This is a genomic window from Herbaspirillum sp. Sphag64 (assembly GCF_014192645.1).
In the GTDB taxonomy this organism is placed as follows: Bacteria; Pseudomonadota; Gammaproteobacteria; order Burkholderiales; family Burkholderiaceae_D; genus Herbaspirillum.
Genome location: NZ_JACHYE010000007.1, coordinates 186,362 through 206,943 on the forward strand (window position 1 = coordinate 186,362; position 20,582 = coordinate 206,943).

Genomic DNA, 20,582 nt, shown 5'->3' on the forward strand with positions numbered 1-20,582 from the left:
CGCAAATGTGTGCATTCTAGCAATCGTGGGCAGGGTCAGGGCATCGATGACAAATTTGTCATCAAATTGCCATCGCGACGACATGGCAGAAAACCTATCATAATGGTCATCAATGTCATTGCTGCCGGATGATGCATGCAACATAAGACATTGCCACCTTTTTTTCAGGAACCTGCCATGCTGATCCGTATCCGCCCCGACCAGACCGACATACCGCTCGCCTCCGAGATTACGCCGCAAGACGTCTACGCCGCCCGCCGCCAGTTCATGGGTCAACTGGCGGCCGGTGCCGTTGCCGGTATTGGTGGCAGCCTGCTCAGCAGTGGCGCGCATGCTCAAACAGCAACAGGTACTGGCACCCATAAACTGGCTGCCACGCTCAACAGCGCCTATGCGGTCATGGATAAGCCAACCGCCTATCAGGATGCAACAAGTTATAACAATTACTACGAATTTGGTACCGACAAATCAGAGCCTGCACGTACGGCAGGTACCCTCAAGACCAATCCATGGACCGTCAGTATCGAAGGCGAGGTTAAAAAGCCATTCGTGCTGGATCTGGATGCACTGACCAAGCTGGCGCCGCTGGAAGAGCGTATTTACCGCCTGCGTTGCGTGGAAGGCTGGTCAATGGTGATCCCCTGGATTGGCTACTCGCTGTCCGCCCTGATCAAGAAGGCTGATCCTACCGGTGCTGCCAAATACGTCGAATTCGTGACACTTGCGGACAAGAAGCAGATGCCCGGCCTTGCTGACCCTATCCTCAACTGGCCCTATACCGAAGGTTTGCGACTCGATGAAGCCAATCATCCACTGGCGCTGTTGACGCTGGGCATGTACGGAGAAGTGTTGCCCAATCAGAACGGTGCGCCGGTGCGGGTGATCGTGCCCTGGAAATATGGCTTCAAGTCGGCCAAGTCCATCGTCAAAATCCGCTTCCTCAAAGAGCAGCCAAAGACAGCGTGGAATATCTACGCACCGCAGGAATATGGCTTCTACTCCAACGTCAATCCGAATGTTGATCACCCACGCTGGTCACAGGCCACCGAGCGGCGTATCGGCGAAGATGGCTTCTTCGCCCGCAAGCGTAAAACGCTCATGTTCAACGGCTACAACGACGTCGCCGGGCTGTATGCCGGCATGGATTTGAAACGTTATTACTGAACCAAAGGAAAATCCGCATGGCGTTCCTGAAAGACCTTTCCACCCGGCGCGTACAGCAACTGCGCAATGTGTTGTTTGTTCTGTGCCTGTTGCCGCTGGTGCGACTGGTGGTATTTACGTTTCTGGATCGTCTGGGGGCCAACCCGATTGAATTCATCACCCGCAACACCGGTGACTGGGCCTTGTATTTTCTGGTAATGACACTGGCTGTGACGCCACTGCGACGCCTGACCAACTGGAACTGGCTGGTACGTCTGCGCCGTATGCTGGGTCTGTATGCGTTCTTCTATGTGTTCCTGCACTTCACGGTGTTTTTCTGGCTGGATCACTTCTTTGACCTGCAGGAGATGTGGGCCGACATCGTCAAGCGTCCCTTCATCACGGTCGGCATGGCGACCTTTGTATTGCTGATGCCTTTAGCGGCAACCAGTACCAACGCCATGGTCCGCCGGCTCGGCGGCAAGCGCTGGCAATGGCTGCATCGACTGACGTACGTCATCGTGCCGCTGGGCGTGCTGCATTTCTGGTGGGTCAAGGCCGGCAAGAATCTGCTGGCGCAACCGATCCTGTTTGCCAGTATCGTCGGCGTCCTGTTGCTCACACGTCTGCTGTCGCAAAAGAATCGTCAAAAGTTACGCCAGACCTTGTTCGGGCCGGCGACCAATCTCAAATCCTGAAGGAAGTCTTATGTATGCCAAACAATTATCTCTTGCCAGCAATCGTTGGCAAGGACTAGCGCTGGCTTGCCTGCTGCTGTGTGGCAGTAACGTGCAAGCAGCAGAATCCGCCATCAAACTGCCACCGGCGGCCAGCCAATCCACAGCCGTGGCAACGGCCACGAGTGAGACAGTCGTCCTCGCAGGCGGTTGCTTCTGGGGTGTGCAAGCGGTGTTTCAGCATACGAATGGCGTCACGGAAGCGCTCTCCGGCTATGCAGGTGGGAAGCAGGACACGGCCGGTTATCAAATGGTCAGCAGCGGCATGACCGGGCATGCGGAATCGGTGCGGGTCACGTTTGATCCGCGCCAGGTGTCATTGGGCAAGATTTTGCAAATCTATTTTTCTGTTGCCCATGATCCGACTCAGCTCAACCGGCAAGGCCCCGATGTCGGCAGCCAGTATCGTTCAGCGATTTTTTATCAGACTGAACAGCAACGCAAGATTGCTGCTGACTATATTGCCCTGCTTGATGCGGCCAAGGTATTCCCGTCAAAGATTGTCACGCAGTTAACGCCTTTGCCAGCAACTGCTTTCTATGCGGCTGAAACCTATCATCAGGATTTTGCGACCTTGCATCCCCAGCAAGGCTACATTGCCCGTTTCGACTTACCGAAGCTGGACAATCTCAAGCAACTGTTCCCGGCAGATTATCGGGCAGTACCGGTAACGGTCCTGCATCAATAGCATTCATAATCGAGCCTCAGGCAGCGCCGTGGTTGCGGCGCTTGCCGAACCTGTTCAACACCAGCAGCAGCCCGATCAGCAGCAAAAAGCCGATCAACAAGCCACTGGCATTGAGCAGGACCTGTGGGTAACCCAGCTTGGCCACATTGATAAATGGATAAGGGTAAAAACCTGATCCCGCGCCACGCCACAACGTGATGCACAAATACCCGATCGGGTAGACCAGCCACAGCCATAACTGCTGTGCACGCATCGTAAAGCGCGGCACAAACCGACACCAGTACAGCACCGACAGCACAGGCAAAACGCTGTGCAGCGTCTCATTGAGCACGGCCTGCCAGCCGCTCGGATGCCACAACTGACGCAAGAGCAGGTTATAAGCCACCCCGACAAACATCAAATAAACCGTAACCGCGCTGGTTACCTGCGGCTTGCGGAAAAACCGACTCAGCCACTGCTGTGCAGGTAGCGTCAGTGCGCTGTAGCAAATTGCACTCAGTAACGCGGTCAGATTGGTCAGATAGCTCAGCAAGCGGCCAATGCCATCGATACTGGTATGGCCATGCGCCACCATACGGACGATATTCAGATTGGATTGCGCCAAGAAAGCGACCCAGCTCACCAAGGCGATCAGTGCAGCGTTGAATAAGGCTGACGATGACAGTGCCCAGGGAGGCACTGTTTGCGTAGAAAAGGCGGTAGGGGAGGATGGTGGTGACATCGGCGTGACAACGTAAGAATGCGTGGAGTAACCATTTTACCTATGCTATCGCCCGGTTGCTGGCGCACACCTAATTACTGTGCCTGCATGATGTGCTGTATACGCTCCGCGTTACTGGGATGCGTGGACAGATAGTCCGACGTCTTGCTTGCGCCTTCATGTTGTTCAAGTTTTGCAAACACATCTGCGAGCTTGCGCTCACTGATGCCATTGAATTTGAACAGGGCAATCGCATAATCATCGGCCTGAGTTTCCACATCACGCGAGTACTTCAGGTCGAGCAAGAGCGTCGGGATATTCACCAGCACTGCCGAGATGTCACCCACCAGCAAGGTGGCGGTAGCCGCAATGGCTGAACTCTGAATCAGCCGCCGCATCAGGTCACGTTGCGCTACATGCCCAAGCTCATGTGCCAGCACGCCCATGACCGCATCGTCATCCTGTACCAACTGTACGATCTCGTCGGTCAGCACGATCTGTCCGGAGGGCAGTGCCAAGGCATTCGGTCCAATCAGGCTGTGGCGAAATACGATCTCGTAGGCCGGTGCATCCGGTAAGGTCGCCGTCAGGCCAGCAAAGCGGGTGACGATCGCATTTTGTTGTGCCGGTGACAGGTTGCTGGCAGCGAAGATATGCGCATCCAGAAATTCGAGCGCTGAATCACCAATCTGTTCTTCTACACTACGTGGCAAGTTGTTGGCAATCACCTTGGCCGCAGCTGGTACCAGAAACAAATAAGCCATTGCCAGCAAGGCTACCAATAGCGCGGCTGCGGCAATACTGGCACGCCAGTTCTGCTGTAGGCGCACCACCAGAGAGTCGCGATGATGCGTTTCCTGTAGCAATGTTGCAAAGGCGGCATGGTCCAGAATTTCCAGATAAGCCTGATCCGGAAAAGTAACCTTGCGTGCCGCCCGATGCGTCCGTTCGGAGACGTGTAGTTGATTCAGCGGGCAATGTCGTATGCGCTCACCATGCTCGTTATCGATTTGCGCCACATCACCGGCCACTTGCAGCGTGACCAGATGACGACGCGAGGTTTTACCGTCAAAGTAATAGGCGCGTACCGGCAATGCAGTATCCTGGATCAACAATGTCGTACTCACAGCGACAGATCAAAGTCGAGCAGATCGCTGAAGCCTTCACCTGTAGCAGAGCCATTCGCTTCGGTTGCAGCAATGAAATCATCCAATGTACCTGTGGCCTCGATCTGCAATGATTCAATGCGGTAACGCAGAGTACGGATCTGGGCAAAAGGGGTGAACAAACCGAGCGTGAAGACAATGCCTAAGCTGTTGGTGATCATCAACCACAGCAGACGCTGCCAGCGCAGCTTGCTACGGAATTGATGTTGCCCCAGTTGCGTATGATTCCAGATCAGGTTTTGCAGCATGCTCATCAAGACCGGATAAATCAGGAAGCCCCATGCATAAATTCCGATGAAAATCTTTGTGATGGTCGCAGGAAGTCCGGCACGACTATCTTCATAAAACGGCAGGGCACTGCTGCTGATGACCAGCGTAATGATTGCCGCCAGCCCGGCGACAAAAAACACCGCGCCGATCAGATAAGCCTTGTAAAACCCGCCAACCGGCGCATTGAAAGAGAAGTGTGTACTACCGAAGCGCGATTCGTTGTGCTGAAAGCGCTTCATGCGTTGGTGCGTGAACGGCCCCAGCACGTATAGCGTCAGTACCGTTAAAAGAGGCAGGCCCAGATAGACCTTGTAGGCACCGGCAGCGCTGCCGCGAAAGCCGAAGCGGATCCCGCGGTAGCTGGAGTTGTACAGTTTGAATTGCAGGCTGCGCCAGATCATCCAGGGCATCAAGGCGAACAGGATCAGTAGTGGCAGCCAGACCAGCGTTGGATGGAAGCGAATGGTGTACTGATAAATCAGCAGCATTACCAGCGCGATGATTCGCCCTTTCAGAATCGCAACAGGGTTGCCATGGTATTCGAAGCTGGTACCGGCGAGGGTCGTATTGTCGTAGAAGTAGCGCAGTTTTCTGACCTTGGCCCAAGCGGAATAAATGCCAACGGTAATGACAGACAACAGCAGGTTGACGATCCAGATACGGAAATATTCGCCACCGCGACCGCTGAAACGGAGCTGTTCGGTGGTGCTCGCCGGTGTGGGCAGCGGTGGCTCTGAGAAGGCGAAGTCGGTGCTGGCAGGCGGGAAGATATCGCTCATGGGTCTCCTGTGTTGTCGTTATGATTGAGGATGAAATTAGCAACGAGTTAGCGCCTGAGAATCGCTGAAGAGATACTGAAAGTCAAGCTGGTAAGGCAGTTTGCGGCGATTTCTCTCGCGTTGCTCCCCGCTTTTTACATACTATCTGGTAGGTTTTAATTGAATGTGTTGGCCGTGGCAGAGCGGATTTGTTAAGTAGAGCTTTGTCTGCCAACGCAAAAAATAAGCTACTGCCGGACCTGTGTTGTGCACTTAGATCGATTACGATTTTTTTATAATCTGATCCAGTTCAAAACCATCAATATCAGTATTGACCTGTATCCACAGCGGCAGGTGATCAGAGATCTGGTAGGTGAATTGCTGCTTGGTCAATTTATCAAACAGCGGGGTGTGGTCACCGCAATAAAAGTCCAGTACACCACCTTTGTTGGAGAAATTATCGGGATAGCCGGGCAGATGCAGGATTTGGTCATACCATTTGTTTTTTTCCAGGTTGGAGCCAAAGGCCTGATGTAGCAAGGCATTCGGAATTTGCAGACCACGGGAAGTAATCGCATCAAACAACGGGCTACGACGGGAGGGAATATTGAAGTCTCCCATGACAAAAATGTCTCTGTGAGTCCAAGACTTTCCTCCCTTTTTTATAAGCTTCACCTTGTCGTCAACCCACTTGGCCAGATTCGAGAGTTCCTCAGTACGGCCGCTTTCTTTTTCTCCCCAGCGAATATGTGTGCTCAATACGACGAAGTCAAAATTGCCTGATTTGAAGGAGGCGATATAAGGAGGACGCCACCAGGTGGAGTCGGGTATCCACTCCGTTCCCTTCTTGGTACGGGGAGAATAAGCGGCAGAAGCCATTCCATTGAAGGAGATCTGGCGTTTGTCATAAATATAGGCAATACGCTCCCGGTTGCCTCCCGGGTCCATCACCGCGTCAGAGTAAACCGCCTTCCAATAAGGCCCCAGAATCTGCAATACACGCGCCAGATCACGCAAGTCATCGCGCAGTTCCCCTACAGCGATGAGGTCGAACTGGCCCAAAATCTCGGCAATGTAATGAATGGCTGCCACGCTGCGCGAAGTTTTGCCGAACTCGCGGATATTCCAGGTCGCCAAATTGAAGGACTCATCGAGCTGGGAAGGGGAGATATCGGCCGCCTCGATACGACCTTTGAGTACTTTCAATCCTTGGGCGAGCTCTTTAGAGACAGATTTGAGTGACGTGATGTGATGCATATAGCTCCTTTTACAGAGCCTCAGAGGGAGGCTGAATGAAACCAGAGACTTTCGCGGAGGCGAAGGAGTGATCTTGGCGGGGGAGCAATTTGTGACTTTGAAGATTGAATAAAGTTGCTAAATTGAAATCATCTCAACTTGGCAATCCTATCTCGCGAATATTTGTAGAGGGCAATTTGGAGACAATTCTCGATGTGGGTAAATGTCGACGTTTCGATCTGATGGCGTACTATAGGCACACGTCTCGCCCTACCTCTCGGCCCGCTGACTTTGCGTTATTCCAAGCAATCAATTCTGTAATCTCTGCTGCATGACTATCCAGAGGATCAATTGGCACCAGTAATCGGTAAAGCCGACGCTGCCAACCTGATGCGCCTGTCGATGGCGGCGATCAAATTGCTGCGTCACAGTTAGCTGCAGCGTATCGATTCGGCGAACCGGTTCTGGCAAGACTGAGCGGGTGTAACAAGCTGCTTTTTATTGCACGCACTCTTCTTGGGAAGTAAGCGGAGTGCTCGTTGTGCGAAGCGGTCGATCTCAAATTTATTGTTACAAACTTCTCGTGAACTTTCTATTTCTCGATGAGCCGAATCGCACAGATCATGCGTCAACATACGTCGTTGCACGTCAAGCGATCACGGCTTGTGAAGACCACGATCAACGTCACTCCCTCCGCCTATTTTCAAGTTCAGGAGAACGCATGCTTCGTACAGATAATCTCTTTGGTAAACGCGACGCCAGCGCGCCGGGTTCTAGCGGCAATGCCCCGCAGAGCACAGCAATATCGAGCGCTGGTAAAAGTAGCGCATCGACGACCTCATCCACCAATAGCCTTGTCAATAATCACGTGAACCAACATCTCAATAGTCCCTTCAATAGCCATCAGTCTGCGAGCAAATCGGGTAATGTGCCGCAAAGTCAGGGTAGTAGCGATACCGGTAGCAAGCTGATCGTCGGTCCCAATATCAAACTCAAGGGTGTCGAAATCAACGACTGCGATACGCTCGTTGTCGAAGGGCGGGTTGAGGCCACGATGGATTCACGGGTGATTCAGATTGCCGAAAACGGTGCCTTCAAAGGCTCTGCCGAGATTGATCTGGCGGAAATCCGTGGCGATTTCGACGGTGAGCTGACGGTGCGCGACAAGCTTGTCATTTATGCCAGTGGCAAGGTTTCCGGCAAGATTCGTTACGGCAAATTGGTCATCGAGGAGGGCGGGCATATTAGTGGTGACGTGCAAGTCAATCAAGTTGCTTCTATGAAAGATCACGCAGGGCCGCTGGCTGTCTGATCCTTTGCACGGTGGCTAGCGCTGGAGTGCTGGTTATAACGGTCTTTTGAGAGCACCCATGCCAAGGCTGCACAAAGGCAATTTTGTGCGGCTGCGCCGGGCATGCGACAATACCGCCTTTCGCCTTTTAAAAACTGCTGCCGGGCATGTTGCTGGCACAGATGGCGGTGTTGTTTTGATAATTGATTATGGCGCATCCGGAATACATTCTCACCATCTCCTGTCTCGACCAACGCGGTATTGTGCATCGCGTGTCGGGCTTTCTGGCCGATCATGGCTGTAACATCATCGACTCGGCGCAGTTTGGTGACGCGCAGTCGAAACTGTTTTTCATGCGGGTGCATTTTGCGTCCGAAGATACGAGTATCACTGATTCTGTCTTACGCGAGCAATTTGGCTTGCTAGGTAGTGAGTTGAACATGAACTGGCAATTGCACGATGCAGCGGTGAAGCCGCGCGTGCTGCTGATGGTGTCCAAGATCGGGCATTGCCTCAACGATTTGCTGTTCCGCTACAAGAGCGGGCTGCTGCCAGTGGAGATTCCGGCGATTGTTTCCAACCATACTGATTTCTATCAGCTGGCTGCGAGCTATAACATCCCGTTCCATCATCTCCCACTGGCTGCTGGTGCTTCCAATGAGGCCAAGCTGGCGCAGGAAGCGCGGATTCTGGAAATCGTCGAAGCCAACAAGGTGGATCTGGTGGTGCTGGCGCGTTACATGCAGATTCTGTCGCCGTCGATGTGCGAGGCGCTCAGAGGCCGGGCAATCAATATTCACCATTCCTTCCTGCCGAGCTTCAAGGGGGCCAAGCCTTATTATCAGGCGCATGACCGTGGCGTGAAGCTCATCGGTGCGACGGCGCACTTTGTGACCAGTGACCTGGATGAAGGTCCGATCATTGAGCAGGGCGTGGAGCGTGTTGATCACTCGATGGGACCAGATACGCTGACTGCGATTGGTCGCGATATCGAGTCGGTGGTGTTGGCGCGTGCGGTCAAGTGGTTCACTGAGCATCGTATTCTGCTCAATGGCCACAAGACCGTCATCTTCAATTAAGCCTTGCCAAGCTTCATCAATCCTAATCAAGCCTAGCTAGGATAGCGCTCTCTGAGGGCGCGTTTGTTCAGTTTGCCGACGCTGGTGCGTGCCAGCTCGGCGACGAACTCTACCCGGTCAGGTACGCCATAGCGAGAGATGATGCCATCCTCGGCTGCACTCTTGAGCACGGTAAGAATCTCTGCTTTGAGTTGCTCCAGCGGTGCTTCCTGTTGTTGTTCCTGTCTTTGCTGTTTGAGGACCACCAATGCCAGCGGGCGTTCGCCCCAGCGCGCATCCTTGACTCCAATCACTGCGACTTCTGCCACGGCGGCATGGTGCGCAATGATTTCCTCAATCTGTAGTGAAGAAACCCATTCGCCGCCAGTCTTGATTACATCCTTGATGCGGTCTGTGACCTGTAGATAGCCGCGCTGATCGATGTGGCCGATATCTTGCGTATGTAGCCAGCCACCTTCCCATAGATCGACCGAGGCATCGGGATTGTGCAAATAACCCTGCGTTAGCCAGGGCGCACGCACAACAATTTCACCGGCGGTCTGGCCGTCGCGCGGGCAATCCTGCATGTTGCCGTCGACTGTGCGTAGTGCTACCAGCGGGATGGGGCGGCCGGTTTTGATACGGATCGGTACATCATCCTGATTTAGCGCGTCGGTATGGACTTGCGCCAGTGAGAGGATGGGGCAGGTCTCGGACATGCCATAACCGGTGAAGACATCAATTCCGCGTGCCCGTGCGGCTTGCACCAGTGCACTGGTCATGGCTGAGCCGCCGATGATCATCTTCCAGTGCGAGAGGTCGGTTTCTGCCGCACGTGGTGCGCTGAGCACCATGTGCAGGATGGTCGGCACGCAATGCGAGAAGGTGACTTTCTCGGCGGCGATCAGACTCAGAATGGTGTCGGGGACGTAGCGGCCCGGATAGACCTGTTTGAGCCCGGCCATGGTGGCGACATAGGGCAGTCCCCAGGCGTGGACGTGGAACATTGGGGTGAGCGGCATGTAGACGTCATCGCGATGCAGACGACCTTGCTGCGGTGCCAGTGCCAGTCCGGCCGTGGTTGCCAGCGTATGCAGTACCAGTTGACGGTGGCTGAAGTAGACGCCCTTGGGCTGGCCGGTGGTGCCGGTGGTGTAGAAGGTGGTAGCACGGGTGTTTTCATCGAAATCGGGGAAGTCGCACTCCGGTGCGGCTTGTGCCAGTAACGCTTCATATTCGCCCGCAAAGCCGGGACCTTGGGGGCAGGGTGTCTGGTCGTCTGTGATCCAGATGCAGCGGGTCAGCGTGCTCAGCTCGCCACGGATCTGTTTGAGTAGTGGCAAAAACTCTGAGTTGATCAGTAAAACATCGGCCTGCGCATGATTGAGGGTGTAGACAATCTGTTCTGGCGAGAGTCGTACATTCACGGTTTGCAGCACGCAGCCGAGCATCGGCACGGCGAAGAAGCATTCCAGGTAGCGATGGCTGTCCCAGTCCATCACGGCGACCGTACTGCCGGGTTGCAGGTCAAGTGCGCGCAGGGTGTTGCCGAGCCGGTTGATCCGTTGCTGCAGGTCGCGATAGGTATGGCGGCGATGCTGGGCGTAGACGATTTCCTGATCGGGGTGGCTGGCCATGGCGGCATGCAGCAGTTGCTTGATTAGCAGGGGATAGCTATAGGCTTCGGGCGTGCGTTCAATCAGGTTGGCTGTGCTCATGCTGTCTCCATTATTGTGGTTGTTTCTGCTGTGATGATAGCGCGGTTTTTTAGGATGCCGGTCTTACCCCAATGTAGTTTGCGCGGGGACGAATCAGTTCGCCATTGGTGCGTTGTTCCAGTGCCTGCGCAATCCAGCCCATGCCGCGGCCTAATGCAAAAAGGCCGTAGGCAGCGCCGAGCGGCAACTGCAAGTGGCGTCGCAACGCTGCGAGTGCAAAGTCGAGTGATGGCAATTGGCCGGTAAGTGCGAAGACGACGGTAATGCATTCTTGCCACGCGGGATGATGCGGCAAGAGTGAGGTAAGCAGTGCTTGCGCACGGATATCGCCCTGTGGATAAAGCGGATGCCCAAAACCTGGCAATGACTCTCCTCTTGCCAGACGTTGTTCGAGTCGGTCCCGAATGTGTGCAATCTGAGTCGGATCTTGTTCTGCATCGCCAATGATTTCATCGAGCAGTGCTTCAACCCGTGCCGTCGTGCCGCCATGCTTGCCGCCAGTTAGCGCAGCCAGTCCGGCGATGATGGCCGCCCGCAGGCTGGTGCCGGTGGAGGCCACGCAACGGGCGGTGAAGCTGGAGGCATTGAGTTCATGGTCGGCGCACAGAATCAAGGCTATACGGACCAGCTCGGCGCCATGCTGGTCAAGCTGCCAGACGGTGGCGCATTGCTGGTGGATGGGCGCTGTTGAGGGCTCTACACCAAGCAGGCTGGCGGCCAGCAAGCGCATCAATGTGCCACAGCCTTCGGCTTGTCGCTGTGGTGAAGTCTGCCAGGCGGCGGTTGCTGCGTCGTCGCTGGCGATGGTGAACAAGGGCAGCATGGCTTGCTCGGCGCGCTGGCCGACGAAGTGGGGCAATACACTGGCAAAGGCGGGATGAGCATGGATGGTGCTGGCGCTGAAGGCGCTCTCTTCGGTGCAATTCCACAGGTGTGCTGATAGCGCTTCGACGCTCATGGTCTGGGCCAGTACCACGGCATCGTGACCACGGTAGTAAAGCTTGCCATCTTCAATGAGTGTGATCGCAGATTCCAGCACAGGCAAGCCCCAGCTCAACGTCGCTTTGGCAACTTCACGTGGTTTGCGGCCGCGTGTGCGTTGGCTGGCCAGACGCTTGACGTCGCTGGCCAGATAGCGACTCTCTCTGCTGTGGCTGCCATCGCTGGCGACCGGCTGCGCTCGTAACAGGCCACGGCTGACGTAGGCATACAAGGTTTGGCGCGATACACCGAGTACACCGGCGGCTTCGTTGGCGCTGAGAAAGGGAGGCTTGGCTGGCATCGTGAGCGCTATCTCAGGAGGGGTTTATTGGAATAGGTTGATTATATTAATCAATATTGACAATTAAAACCAGCGGCCTATTCTTCGTTTACGCATGCGTTTTTGATCCCTTTTTCTTTTTGTGAGGAGCCTATGTCTGCCAGTCAGTTGGCGTTGGATGTTGCCCCCGGTGTTACTCGTTTCTTGCATCAAATCTGGCATGCAGTTGGTGGCGATGCCTTGCCGCCAGAGGCGTTGCGTATCACCGGCAGTGGTAGCTTGCCGTCTGCCTTTGCGGTCAGTGATCTGGCTGCCGCTACAGTCAGTGCTGCCGGATTGGCAGTGGCCGAGCTGTTACAGGTTGCCGGGGCGTCGTCCAAGGTGCCACTGGTGCAGGCAGATCGTCGATTGGCTTCGTACTGGTTTGCTACCTCACTGAGGCCGCAGGGTTGGCAGGTACCACCGGTATGGGATGCTGTGGCGGGCGATTATCAGACAGCGGATGGCTGGATCAGGCTGCATACCAATGCTATTCATCATCGTGATGCCGCATTGGCAGTGTTGCAGTGTGCCGTCGATCAGCAACAAGTGGCGCAAGCAGTGCGGACATGGCAGGGCGAGCAGCTGGAGTCTGCCATTGTGGCGCAGGGTGGATGTGCCGCAGTAATGCGGGATAACGTGCAGTGGCGTCAGCATCCTCAGGGTGCTGCAGTCACCACCGAACCGTTGCTGCATGTTGAGCGTGCAGTGGGTGCCCAGCCGTTGCCTGCACACTGGTGCATTGCTGCTTCACGACCTTTGCAGGGTGTGAAAGTGCTGGACCTGACAAGGGTATTAGCCGGGCCAACCGCGACCCGGTTTCTTGCAGGATTTGGTGCTGAAGTGCTACGCATTGATTCACCCACCTGGGACGAGCCAGGTGTGGTACCGGAAATGACGCTCGGCAAGCGATGCGCGCGGCTTGATCTGCGTACCAGCGAGGGGCAGGCACGTCTGACGGCGCTGTTGGCGCAGGCCGATGTGCTGGTGCACGGCTATCGTGGCGATGCGCTGCCCGGGCTGGGTTTTGATGCGGTACAACGGCGCCGGATCAATCCGGGGCTAGTCGATGTCAGCCTGAATGCCTACGGCTGGACGGGGCCGTGGCAGAACCGGCGCGGCTTCGATAGCCTGGTGCAGATGAGCAGCGGGATCGCTCAAGCAGGCATGCTGCGGTTCGGTCGTGATCGGCCGATACCGTTGCCGGTGCAGGCGCTTGACTATGGTGCCGGTTATCTGCTGGCCATGGCGGCGGTGCGTGGCTTGACCGAGCGGTTGCGTACCGGTCAGGGTTCATGCTGGCGTACCTCGTTGGCGCGGGTGGCACATTTGTTGGTGACGGGTTCCGGTACGCAGCATGATCAGGATGCGCCGTTGGCTTCTGAGACCGCGGCGGATTGTGCGCCGTCAATCGAGCAAACAAGCTGGGGAACAGCACAACGTCTGATCGCTCCGGTGCAGATCGGCGTCGCTGACATGCGCTGGCAGTATCCAGCTGGGCCACTGGGCGTGTCACCAGCCCAGTGGTAGGCAACATGGCAATTGCACACCTCAGGAGCGCACTAGCCGCAGACCGTTGAAGACTACGATCAGGCTGGTACCCATATCGGCAAAGACGGCCATCCACAGCGAGCTTTCGCCGGTTAGCGCCAGACCGAGGAAGAGCGCTTTGATACCCAGTGCAATGGCAATATTTTGTACCAGGACACGATGGTTTTTTTTGCTGAGGTCGATGAAGTCGCCTATCTTGCGTAAGTCATCATCCATGAGTGCGACGTCGGCAGTTTCCAGCGCGGTATCGCTGCCGGCGGCACCCATGGCAAAGCCAATCTGGGCGCGCGCCAGTGCGGGCGCATCATTGATGCCATCGCCCACCATGCCGACGGTACCGTATCTGCCGCTTAGTTCGGTGATCGCCTTGAGTTTATCGTCAGGCAGCTGATCGCCGCGTGCATCGGTGATGCCGACGCTGCTGGCGATGGCGCGCACTGTGTGGGCGTTGTCACCGCTGAGCATGGTGACCTTCACGCCGAGTGCGTGCAAGCGGGTGATCGCTTCGGCGCTGCTGTCGCGTACCGTGTCGGCGACGGCCAGCAACAGGAGCGCTTTTCCATCACGGCAAAAGACGACGGTTGTCTTGCCTTGCTGCTCCAAGGTCAGCAGGCGTGCTTCGAGTGCTTCGCTGCACATGCCTAAATCATGCACCAGCCGGTGATTGCCCAGATACAGCGCGTGCTTGCCGCCATCGGCTTGGAGGCCGAGGCCGCTGAGTGCCTGGAACTGCGCCACGGCTGGCAATGCGTTGATGTCGCCGGTGCTGCGCCAGTAGGCGCTGATGGCGGCGGAGACCGGGTGGTCGGAAGATTGTGCCAGCGCGGCTGCTTCACGCAGCAAGGTGCTCACGGCAGCGGTATCTGTTGATGCTGCATCCAGTGCCAGCACATCCGTGACGACGGGTGTGCCATGGGTAATCGTTCCGGTCTTGTCCAGTGCCAATGCCTTGAGCTTGCGTCCTTGTTCCAGATAGACGCCGCCCTTGATCAGAATACCGCGTCGCGCTGCTGCTGCCAGACCGCTAACAATGGTGATCGGAGTGGAAATGACCAACGCGCAGGGGCAGGCAATTACCAGTAACACCAGCGCCTTGTAAAACCAGGGATAGAAGGCGGCATTGAGTAGCAGTGGTGGAATCAACGCGACCAGCACGGCGACGCCAACAACGGTGGGGATATAGTAGCGGGCGAACTGATCGACAAAGCGCTGAGTTGGTGCGCGCTGGCCTTGGGCCTGCTGCACGCTTTTGACGATTCGCGCCAGCGTCGATTCGCTCTGTTTGCTGGTGACGCGGTAGTCGAAGGCGCTGTTGCCGTTGATGGTGCCGGCGAATACGCTTGCGCCCGGTGCTTTGCTGACGGGCATGCTCTCGCCGGTAATCGGGGCTTGATTAATGGCGGGTTCGCCCTGGGTGACGATGCCATCAAGCGGAATACGTTCACCCGGTTTGACACGCACGCTGGTGCCGGGCTCGACCAGTCTGGCTGGTACCGTGACCCAGAAATCGTCTTGCAGCACAGTGGCTTGATCGGGTGACATCGCCATCAGCGCGGCAATGGCATGGCGGGCGCGATCCAGTGAGAGCGATTCGATCATTTCAGCCAGCGTGAACAGCACAATCACGACGGCGGCTTCTGGCCATTGACCAATGATGGCGGCACCGATCACGGCCAGCGACATCAGGAAGTTCATGTTCAGGGAGCGATGGCGCAGGGCGATCCAGCCCTTTTTAAGGGTATCGATGCCACCAGTCATGATAGCCAGCAGCGCCAGTCCAATAACGCCAATGGACGCATCGGCCCCACCAAACCAGGCATACAGTTCAGCACCTAGTGCAGCGATGGCGGCAAAGCCGACTAGCAGCCATTTATGGCGGGGAATCCCGTAGGAGATGCTGGTGGCGGCATCGTTGTCTACCGCGGTGGAAAGCGAGTCGAGCTTGACCTTGGCTTGCATGTCGAGCGCATTGAGCGAATCGATGATCGGTTCGACCGACGCCAGACGGTGTTGCACGGTCAGTTCACGCTGGATCAGGTTGAACTGCATCGCAGCGATACCGGTCATCTTGCCGAGACGTTCCCGGATCAGCTTTTCTTCGGTCGGACAATCCATTTTCTGGATCAAAAACACCGCCTCGGCGGCATCGGCCAGACCGGCAGATTTACTGTTCAGTTTGGCATCGTGGCTGGCATGGTCATGGTGGGCGTGCTCATGATCGTGCTTGTGATCATGCTTTTGGTCATGCTTGTGACCATGGTCATGATCGTGGTGATCGTGTTGACAACAATTCGACATGCAGACTCCTCAGACGCAATAGTAGTGGTTGAGGTATATTAAAAACCCTGTAGCAACTATAGGGTCAAGCGTTTCTTGGCGCGGGTTCTTAGTTGTTGTCAGCTTGATATCAGGAGAATGAAAATGGATAACTTGAAGATTGGTGAACTGGCATCGCGTACCGATTGCCCGGTCGAGACCATTCGCTATTACGAGCGCGAGGCCTTGTTGCCTGCGCCTACCCGATCCAGTGGCAATTATCGGTTGTATGGCGAGGTGCATATTGAACGTCTGCAGTTCATCCGTCATTGTCGTTCGCTGGATATGACGCTCGATGAAGTGCGCAGCCTGTTGCAATTCCGGGATGCGCCGCTGGACAATTGCGGCGAGGTCAATGCCTTACTGGATAAGCACATTGGTCATGTAGCCCAGCGTATTGCTGAACTCAAGAAGTTGCAGACCCAGCTCAAGCATTTGCGCGCGCAGTGTGACAGTGCACAGGCCACCAAGGATTGCGGCATTTTGCAGGGGCTGGCCAGCCTGAGTGATGATTGCAAACCGGTCAATTTGGGGAGCCACGGCAGCGGTTGTCATTAACGGTAGGTTGAACTAAAACGCGCGATCTTCTTCTTATGTGTTCTTAAATGCTTGGAGGATGTCGTGATCAAGAAGTTTTTCGTGGTTTTTGTAGTATTTTTTCTGGGATCTTGGGCAAGCATGGTGTTTGCACAATATATTGGGCCTACGCATCAGACAACAGTACAGACGGTGGTGATGGCGAGCGGCGCAGGCGACGATGTCGGCGTTGTACTGGAGGGCACTCTGGTGACCAAGTTGCGTGACGAGCATTATCGCTTTCGCGATCAGACAGGCGAAATCGAGGTCGAGATTGACAACCATGTCTTCCCCGACACGCCGATCAACGAGCATACCGTGGTGCGACTGCACGGCAAGGTAGACAAGGATTTTGCCCGCACCGCGACGGTCGAGGTGAAGCAGCTCGAAGTGCTGACGCCCTGAAGCTTTTATGCTTTATCAACTCGAGCTATCCTAGGTTGGTTTGGTCCGCAAAAATCAGGCAGGTCACGTCAACCCTTGTGGGCTATTTGATCTCGATATGAGTTAACGACTTTCTATCGATGCCGATTTTGCGCTGGCAGAGTAGCGCACGACAATATTTCTATTTAATCCTCATGAAAATCTCCTCTAATCCAAACCAGCTTTCGATGGTCTCAAGTAGTTCGTCACGGCCATCGACAGATTTGGGGAAAAAGATCCTAGGCGCTAAATCTACTACTCTTAGGCAATCAAATAAAAAATTGACAGAATGTCAACTTAAAGCTAAAGCCAGACTGAAGCAAAGTAAAACCGAATGGAGGAAGGGGGGAGAAGGGCAAAAAGCCTTAGACGCAGGTTATAAAAATAACGATGGCACCCCTGATGTGAAGGCTTTTAAAAGGCGTATACCAGAAAAGTCAGCCATTAACGCTGGGTATACATACGACGATGGCACCGCTGATTTGCCGGCTTATAACAAGTATATAGCACAACAGTCAGCCATTAACGCTGGGCATACACACGTCAATGGCACCGCTGATTTGCCGGCTTATAACAAATATAGGGCAGAAAAGAAAGCCCGTAACGCTGGGTATACAAACGACGATGGCACCGGTGATCCGCGGGCTTATTACAGACATTGGGCAGAAAAAGCCCGTAACGCTAATTATAAAAACGACGATAGCACCGATGATGTCACGGCCTGTAACAGACGCATAGCGGAACAGAAAGATATTTAGTTAGCAGAATAGTCAGTCATTTACGCTGGTTATAAAAACGAAGATGGCACCGTTAATGTGACAGTGTATAAAAGGCTAATTGGATTTGCCTTTTAAGCTCTGACGCAGATGGCTTAGCTGCTTGCGCAACACGATGGTTGACCGCCCAGCGCATCCAGAATTGGGCAATCCGGTCGGCCATCGCCATGACAATGCTGGACTAATTGCTCCAGTGTTGACCTCATCGTTTGTAATTCATGGATTTTGGCATCCAGTTCCGCAATGTGACTATTGGCCAGTTGTTTCACCTTGGAGCTACTGCGTGACTGATCCAGCCATAACCCCATCAGATCCCCGGTCTGCTGCATCGAAAAGCCAAGGGTGCGGCATTGCCGGATAAAGCGCAGCAGATGGACTTCACGCTCGCTGTAGCGCCGATAGCCAGCCTCGGTTCTGGCGACTTTGGGCATGAGCCCAATCTCTTCGTAATGACGAATCATCTTGGCTGAGACGCCAGAGGCCTGCGCTGCTTCACCGATATTCATATTCATTGTGCGACTCCGCGTTTGACAATGGCATCACTGGCAGGCTGCGGTTTCCAGCGCTTGAGCAACAGAGCATTACTCACCACCGACACGCTGGAGAATGCCATGGCCGCCGCTGCGATCATCGGGTTGAGCAACCCGCAGGCTGCCAGCGGAATGCCGATCAGGTTGTAGATCAAGGCCCAGAACAGATTTTCCTGGATTTTGCGGTAGGTGCGCCGGGAGATGTCGATCGCGTCTGCCACCATTGCCGGGTCACTACGCATGAGCGTGATGCCGGCGGTTTGCATGGCGACATCGGTACCGCTGGCCATGGCAATGCCAACATCCGCAGCAGCCAGGGCAGGGGCGTCGTTAATGCCGTCGCCGACCATCGCTACCAGCGTGCGTGTATTGCTTTGCCCGCTCACTGCAGAGGACTGGATTGCCAGAATTGCCGTCGCTTTGTCGGCTGGCAGGATATTGGCGCGAAAGTGATCAATGCCAAGTTGGGCAGCGACATGCTGCGCAGCGCCCTGATTGTCACCACTGAGCATGACGCAGCGCAGTTGCATCGCATGCAGGCGCGAGATTGCGTCAGCGGCACTGGCCTTGATGGTGTCACCAAAGGCCAGTACGCCGCGTAGTTGCCCATCTTGTACCAGCCAGGAGACGCTGTTGCCTTCCTGTTCCAGCCTTATCGCAAGGCTGCTCAGGGATGGCTGTGCGGCCAGTTGCTCGGAGAGGCCGAGTTCCTGCAGCCAGCGACGGTTGCCCAGCTGGATGCGATGGTTTTGTACCGTAGCCTGCACGCCGCGACCTGGTAGTGCCAGTTGCTCGCTGCTAGGGAGCGTTGTCAATCCACGTTGGTGGCTGGCCTGCATCACAGCCTGTGCCAGAGGATGGGTGCTGTGCGCTTGTACTGAGGCGGCGAGCGTCAATAAATTACTGGTGTCATTCTCGTCACTATTTTCACCTCGCACAGCTTCACAGGCGACCAGAACCGGTTTGCCATTGGTGAGCGTACCCGTCTTGTCAAAGGCAATTACCTGCAGTCGATGTGCCATTTCCAGCGCGATGGCATCTTTGATCAAAATCCCATGCCGTGCAGCCACGCCGGTACCGACCATGATTGCAGTCGGTGTAGCAAGTCCGAGCGCGCAAGGGCAGGCGATCACCAGCACAGCGACTGCATGCATGATTGCCGCTTCCCAGTCATGGCTGTATAAGCCATTGAACAGTAAAGTGATAACTGACAGTAACAGCACCGTTGGTACAAATATCGCGCTGACCCGATCTACCAGATGCTGAATAGGTGCTTTGGCACCCTGCGCGTGTTCGACCATATCGATGATGCGGGCCAGCATGGTGTCGTGACCGACTGCGGTGGTCTCGACCAGCAGCAATCCGGCGCCATTGATAGCACCGCCGATGACGCGTTCGCCGGCTTGTCGTTGTATTGGCAGACTCTCGCCGGTTAGCAGCGATTCGTCGAGCTGGCTGAGACCTTCGCGGATAATGCCGTCAACGGCGACCCGTTCACCCGGACGCACGATGATCAGGTCGCCGCAGCGGATCGCAGTCAGTGGCACTACACTGTCCACCCCATCGCGACGTACCAGTGCAGTGTCCGGACGGAGTGCCTTGAGCGCGGCGATGGCATCGGTCGTTTGTCGTTTGGCGCGTGCTTCCAGCCATTTACCCAATAGCACCAGCGTAATAATGGTGGCAGCTGCCTCAAAATAGAGGTGTGGCGCACCAGCACTGCCATGTTCCGGCATCAACCATTGATACAGTGACAAACCATAAGCGGCGCTGCTACCAAGCGCCACCAGCAAGTCCATGTTGCCGCTGCCAACTTTGGCAGCGTGCCAGCCAGCACGATAAAAGCGCGCACCCAGCCAGAATTGCACTGGCGTCGCTAACAGCCATTGCCACACAGGTGATAGTTGCCATTCAAATCCAATGGCCATCAATAGCATCGGCAGCAATAAAGGCACGGACAGCGCGCTGGCCAGTGCGACAGACCACCAAGCGGGTAACGCTGGCGCCGTCGGCGTCGTGATTGTCTCGACATTTGGGTTGGCGTCACTGGCGGTGTACCCCGCACGCTCGACGGCGGCGATCAGGGCCGCTTGTTCAACTGAGCCATCGGCAAGGATGCTGGCCTTTTCATTCGCCAGATTGACATTGACCTGCTGTACGCCGGCAACTTTGGCGAGCGCCTTTTCGACTCGACCGGCGCAGGAGGCGCAAGTCATGCCACTCACCAGAAGTGCGAATTCCTTTGGAGTGGCTAAGGTAGAGGTGGTGGTCATGATCTGCGTGAAAGAGTGGAGAAAGGTGATACATGTTGAGCATCAGCCTTCCCACCATGGTAAGGTCAAGCA

General features: G+C 55.4%; 18 protein-coding genes. 9 read left to right on the forward strand and 9 right to left on the reverse strand.

What is annotated here, in order from left to right; genetic code table 11:
* Window positions 1–177 precede the first annotated feature (177 nt).
* From msrP to msrA, 3 genes are read left to right on the forward strand one after another with little or no spacing between them, the layout of a single operon-like run.
* Window positions 178–1,164, forward strand: coding sequence for a protein-methionine-sulfoxide reductase catalytic subunit MsrP (gene msrP, locus FHW66_RS13340; RefSeq protein ID WP_183380325.1), 987 nt, complete (start codon window positions 178–180; stop codon window positions 1,162–1,164).
* 17 nt (window positions 1,165–1,181) lie between these two features.
* Entirely contained in the window at window positions 1,182–1,841 is a 660-nt protein-coding gene (locus FHW66_RS13345) for a sulfite oxidase heme-binding subunit YedZ (protein ID WP_183380294.1), read from the forward strand.
* A 10-nt stretch (window positions 1,842–1,851) separates the two neighbouring features.
* Window positions 1,852–2,568, forward strand: coding sequence for a peptide-methionine (S)-S-oxide reductase MsrA (gene msrA, locus FHW66_RS13350; protein WP_183380295.1), 717 nt, complete (start codon window positions 1,852–1,854; stop codon window positions 2,566–2,568).
* A gap of 16 nt (window positions 2,569–2,584) precedes the next feature.
* Here the strand turns inward: msrA and FHW66_RS13355 are convergent, their stop codons facing one another.
* From FHW66_RS13355 to FHW66_RS13370, 4 genes are all read right to left on the reverse strand, one after another.
* Complete coding sequence (locus tag FHW66_RS13355; RefSeq protein ID WP_183380296.1) at window positions 2,585–3,289, reverse strand: Pr6Pr family membrane protein; 705 nt, start codon at window positions 3,287–3,289, stop codon at window positions 2,585–2,587.
* Window positions 3,290–3,363: 74 nt separating this feature from the next.
* The gene (locus FHW66_RS13360) at window positions 3,364–4,362 is read right to left on the reverse strand and encodes a M48 family metallopeptidase (RefSeq protein WP_183380326.1); all 999 of its coding nucleotides are present in this window, start codon (window positions 4,360–4,362) and stop codon (window positions 3,364–3,366) included.
* A 29-nt stretch (window positions 4,363–4,391) separates the two neighbouring features.
* On the reverse strand, window positions 4,392–5,483 hold the full coding sequence (locus tag FHW66_RS13365; RefSeq protein ID WP_183380297.1) for a YjgN family protein: 1,092 nt from the start codon (window positions 5,481–5,483) through the stop codon (window positions 4,392–4,394).
* 261 nt (window positions 5,484–5,744) lie between these two features.
* Window positions 5,745–6,719 (reverse strand): endonuclease/exonuclease/phosphatase family protein, encoded by a 975-nt coding sequence (locus FHW66_RS13370; protein WP_183380298.1) that lies wholly within the window; start codon window positions 6,717–6,719, stop codon window positions 5,745–5,747.
* A gap of 700 nt (window positions 6,720–7,419) precedes the next feature.
* Here FHW66_RS13370 and FHW66_RS13375 point away from each other — a divergent pair.
* Window positions 7,420–8,010 carry a polymer-forming cytoskeletal protein gene (locus tag FHW66_RS13375; protein ID WP_183380299.1) on the forward strand — a complete coding sequence of 197 codons (591 nt, stop codon included), beginning with the start codon at window positions 7,420–7,422 and terminating at the stop codon, window positions 8,008–8,010.
* A gap of 188 nt (window positions 8,011–8,198) precedes the next feature.
* Window positions 8,199–9,068 (forward strand): formyltetrahydrofolate deformylase, encoded by an 870-nt coding sequence (gene purU, locus FHW66_RS13380; protein ID WP_183380300.1) that lies wholly within the window; start codon window positions 8,199–8,201, stop codon window positions 9,066–9,068.
* A gap of 32 nt (window positions 9,069–9,100) precedes the next feature.
* Here the strand turns inward: purU and FHW66_RS13385 are convergent, their stop codons facing one another.
* Entirely contained in the window at window positions 9,101–10,765 is a 1,665-nt protein-coding gene (locus FHW66_RS13385) for a fatty acid--CoA ligase (protein ID WP_183380301.1), read from the reverse strand.
* 49 nt (window positions 10,766–10,814) lie between these two features.
* Window positions 10,815–12,047, reverse strand: coding sequence for a citrate synthase family protein (locus FHW66_RS13390; RefSeq protein ID WP_183380302.1), 1,233 nt, complete (start codon window positions 12,045–12,047; stop codon window positions 10,815–10,817).
* Window positions 12,048–12,179: 132 nt separating this feature from the next.
* Here FHW66_RS13390 and FHW66_RS13395 point away from each other — a divergent pair, with 132 nt between their 5' ends.
* Entirely contained in the window at window positions 12,180–13,595 is a 1,416-nt protein-coding gene (locus tag FHW66_RS13395; protein ID WP_183380303.1) for a CoA transferase, read from the forward strand.
* A gap of 21 nt (window positions 13,596–13,616) precedes the next feature.
* Here the strand turns inward: FHW66_RS13395 and FHW66_RS13400 are convergent, their stop codons facing one another.
* Window positions 13,617–15,914, reverse strand: coding sequence for a cation-translocating P-type ATPase (locus tag FHW66_RS13400; RefSeq protein ID WP_183380304.1), 2,298 nt, complete (start codon window positions 15,912–15,914; stop codon window positions 13,617–13,619).
* Window positions 15,915–16,037: 123 nt separating this feature from the next.
* Between FHW66_RS13400 and cadR the strand changes: the two genes are divergently transcribed.
* The 3 genes from cadR to FHW66_RS13415 all read left to right on the forward strand — a co-directional run bounded on the left by cadR (window position 16,038) and on the right by FHW66_RS13415 (window position 17,689).
* Window positions 16,038–16,490, forward strand: a complete 453-nt coding sequence (gene cadR, locus FHW66_RS13405; RefSeq protein ID WP_304607814.1) for a Cd(II)/Pb(II)-responsive transcriptional regulator — start codon at window positions 16,038–16,040, stop codon at window positions 16,488–16,490.
* A 63-nt stretch (window positions 16,491–16,553) separates the two neighbouring features.
* Window positions 16,554–16,913, forward strand: coding sequence for a NirD/YgiW/YdeI family stress tolerance protein (locus tag FHW66_RS13410; protein WP_370543459.1), 360 nt, complete (start codon window positions 16,554–16,556; stop codon window positions 16,911–16,913).
* A 173-nt stretch (window positions 16,914–17,086) separates the two neighbouring features.
* A complete protein-coding gene (locus FHW66_RS13415; protein WP_183380305.1) occupies window positions 17,087–17,689 on the forward strand; it encodes a hypothetical protein in 603 nt (200 codons plus the stop codon).
* A gap of 113 nt (window positions 17,690–17,802) precedes the next feature.
* Here the strand turns inward: FHW66_RS13415 and cueR are convergent, their stop codons facing one another.
* Window positions 17,803–18,213, reverse strand: coding sequence for a Cu(I)-responsive transcriptional regulator (gene cueR / locus FHW66_RS13420; RefSeq protein ID WP_183380329.1), 411 nt, complete (start codon window positions 18,211–18,213; stop codon window positions 17,803–17,805).
* A gap of 2 nt (window positions 18,214–18,215) precedes the next feature.
* Window positions 18,216–20,510 (reverse strand): cation-translocating P-type ATPase, encoded by a 2,295-nt coding sequence (locus FHW66_RS13425; RefSeq protein WP_183380306.1) that lies wholly within the window; start codon window positions 20,508–20,510, stop codon window positions 18,216–18,218.
* Window positions 20,511–20,582: the final 72 nt, after the last annotated feature.

Coding starts and splice junctions, on each gene's coding strand:
- msrP (WP_183380325.1), top strand. CDS start 178: ATGCTGATCCGTATCCGCCCCGACCAGACCGACATACCGCTCGCCTCC.
- FHW66_RS13345 (WP_183380294.1), top strand. CDS start 1,182: ATGGCGTTCCTGAAAGACCTTTCCACCCGGCGCGTACAGCAACTGCGC.
- msrA (WP_183380295.1), top strand. CDS start 1,852: ATGTATGCCAAACAATTATCTCTTGCCAGCAATCGTTGGCAAGGACTA.
- FHW66_RS13355 (WP_183380296.1), bottom strand. CDS start 3,289: ATGTCACCACCATCCTCCCCTACCGCCTTTTCTACGCAAACAGTGCCT.
- FHW66_RS13365 (WP_183380297.1), bottom strand. CDS start 5,483: ATGAGCGATATCTTCCCGCCTGCCAGCACCGACTTCGCCTTCTCAGAG.
- FHW66_RS13370 (WP_183380298.1), bottom strand. CDS start 6,719: ATGCATCACATCACGTCACTCAAATCTGTCTCTAAAGAGCTCGCCCAA.
- FHW66_RS13375 (WP_183380299.1), top strand. CDS start 7,420: ATGCTTCGTACAGATAATCTCTTTGGTAAACGCGACGCCAGCGCGCCG.
- purU (WP_183380300.1), top strand. CDS start 8,199: ATGGCGCATCCGGAATACATTCTCACCATCTCCTGTCTCGACCAACGC.
- FHW66_RS13385 (WP_183380301.1), bottom strand. CDS start 10,765: ATGAGCACAGCCAACCTGATTGAACGCACGCCCGAAGCCTATAGCTAT.
- FHW66_RS13390 (WP_183380302.1), bottom strand. CDS start 12,047: ATGCCAGCCAAGCCTCCCTTTCTCAGCGCCAACGAAGCCGCCGGTGTA.
- FHW66_RS13395 (WP_183380303.1), top strand. CDS start 12,180: ATGTCTGCCAGTCAGTTGGCGTTGGATGTTGCCCCCGGTGTTACTCGT.
- FHW66_RS13400 (WP_183380304.1), bottom strand. CDS start 15,914: ATGTCGAATTGTTGTCAACACGATCACCACGATCATGACCATGGTCAC.
- cadR (WP_304607814.1), top strand. CDS start 16,038: ATGGATAACTTGAAGATTGGTGAACTGGCATCGCGTACCGATTGCCCG.
- FHW66_RS13415 (WP_183380305.1), top strand. CDS start 17,087: ATGAAAATCTCCTCTAATCCAAACCAGCTTTCGATGGTCTCAAGTAGT.
- cueR (WP_183380329.1), bottom strand. CDS start 18,213: ATGAATATCGGTGAAGCAGCGCAGGCCTCTGGCGTCTCAGCCAAGATG.
- FHW66_RS13425 (WP_183380306.1), bottom strand. CDS start 20,510: ATGACCACCACCTCTACCTTAGCCACTCCAAAGGAATTCGCACTTCTG.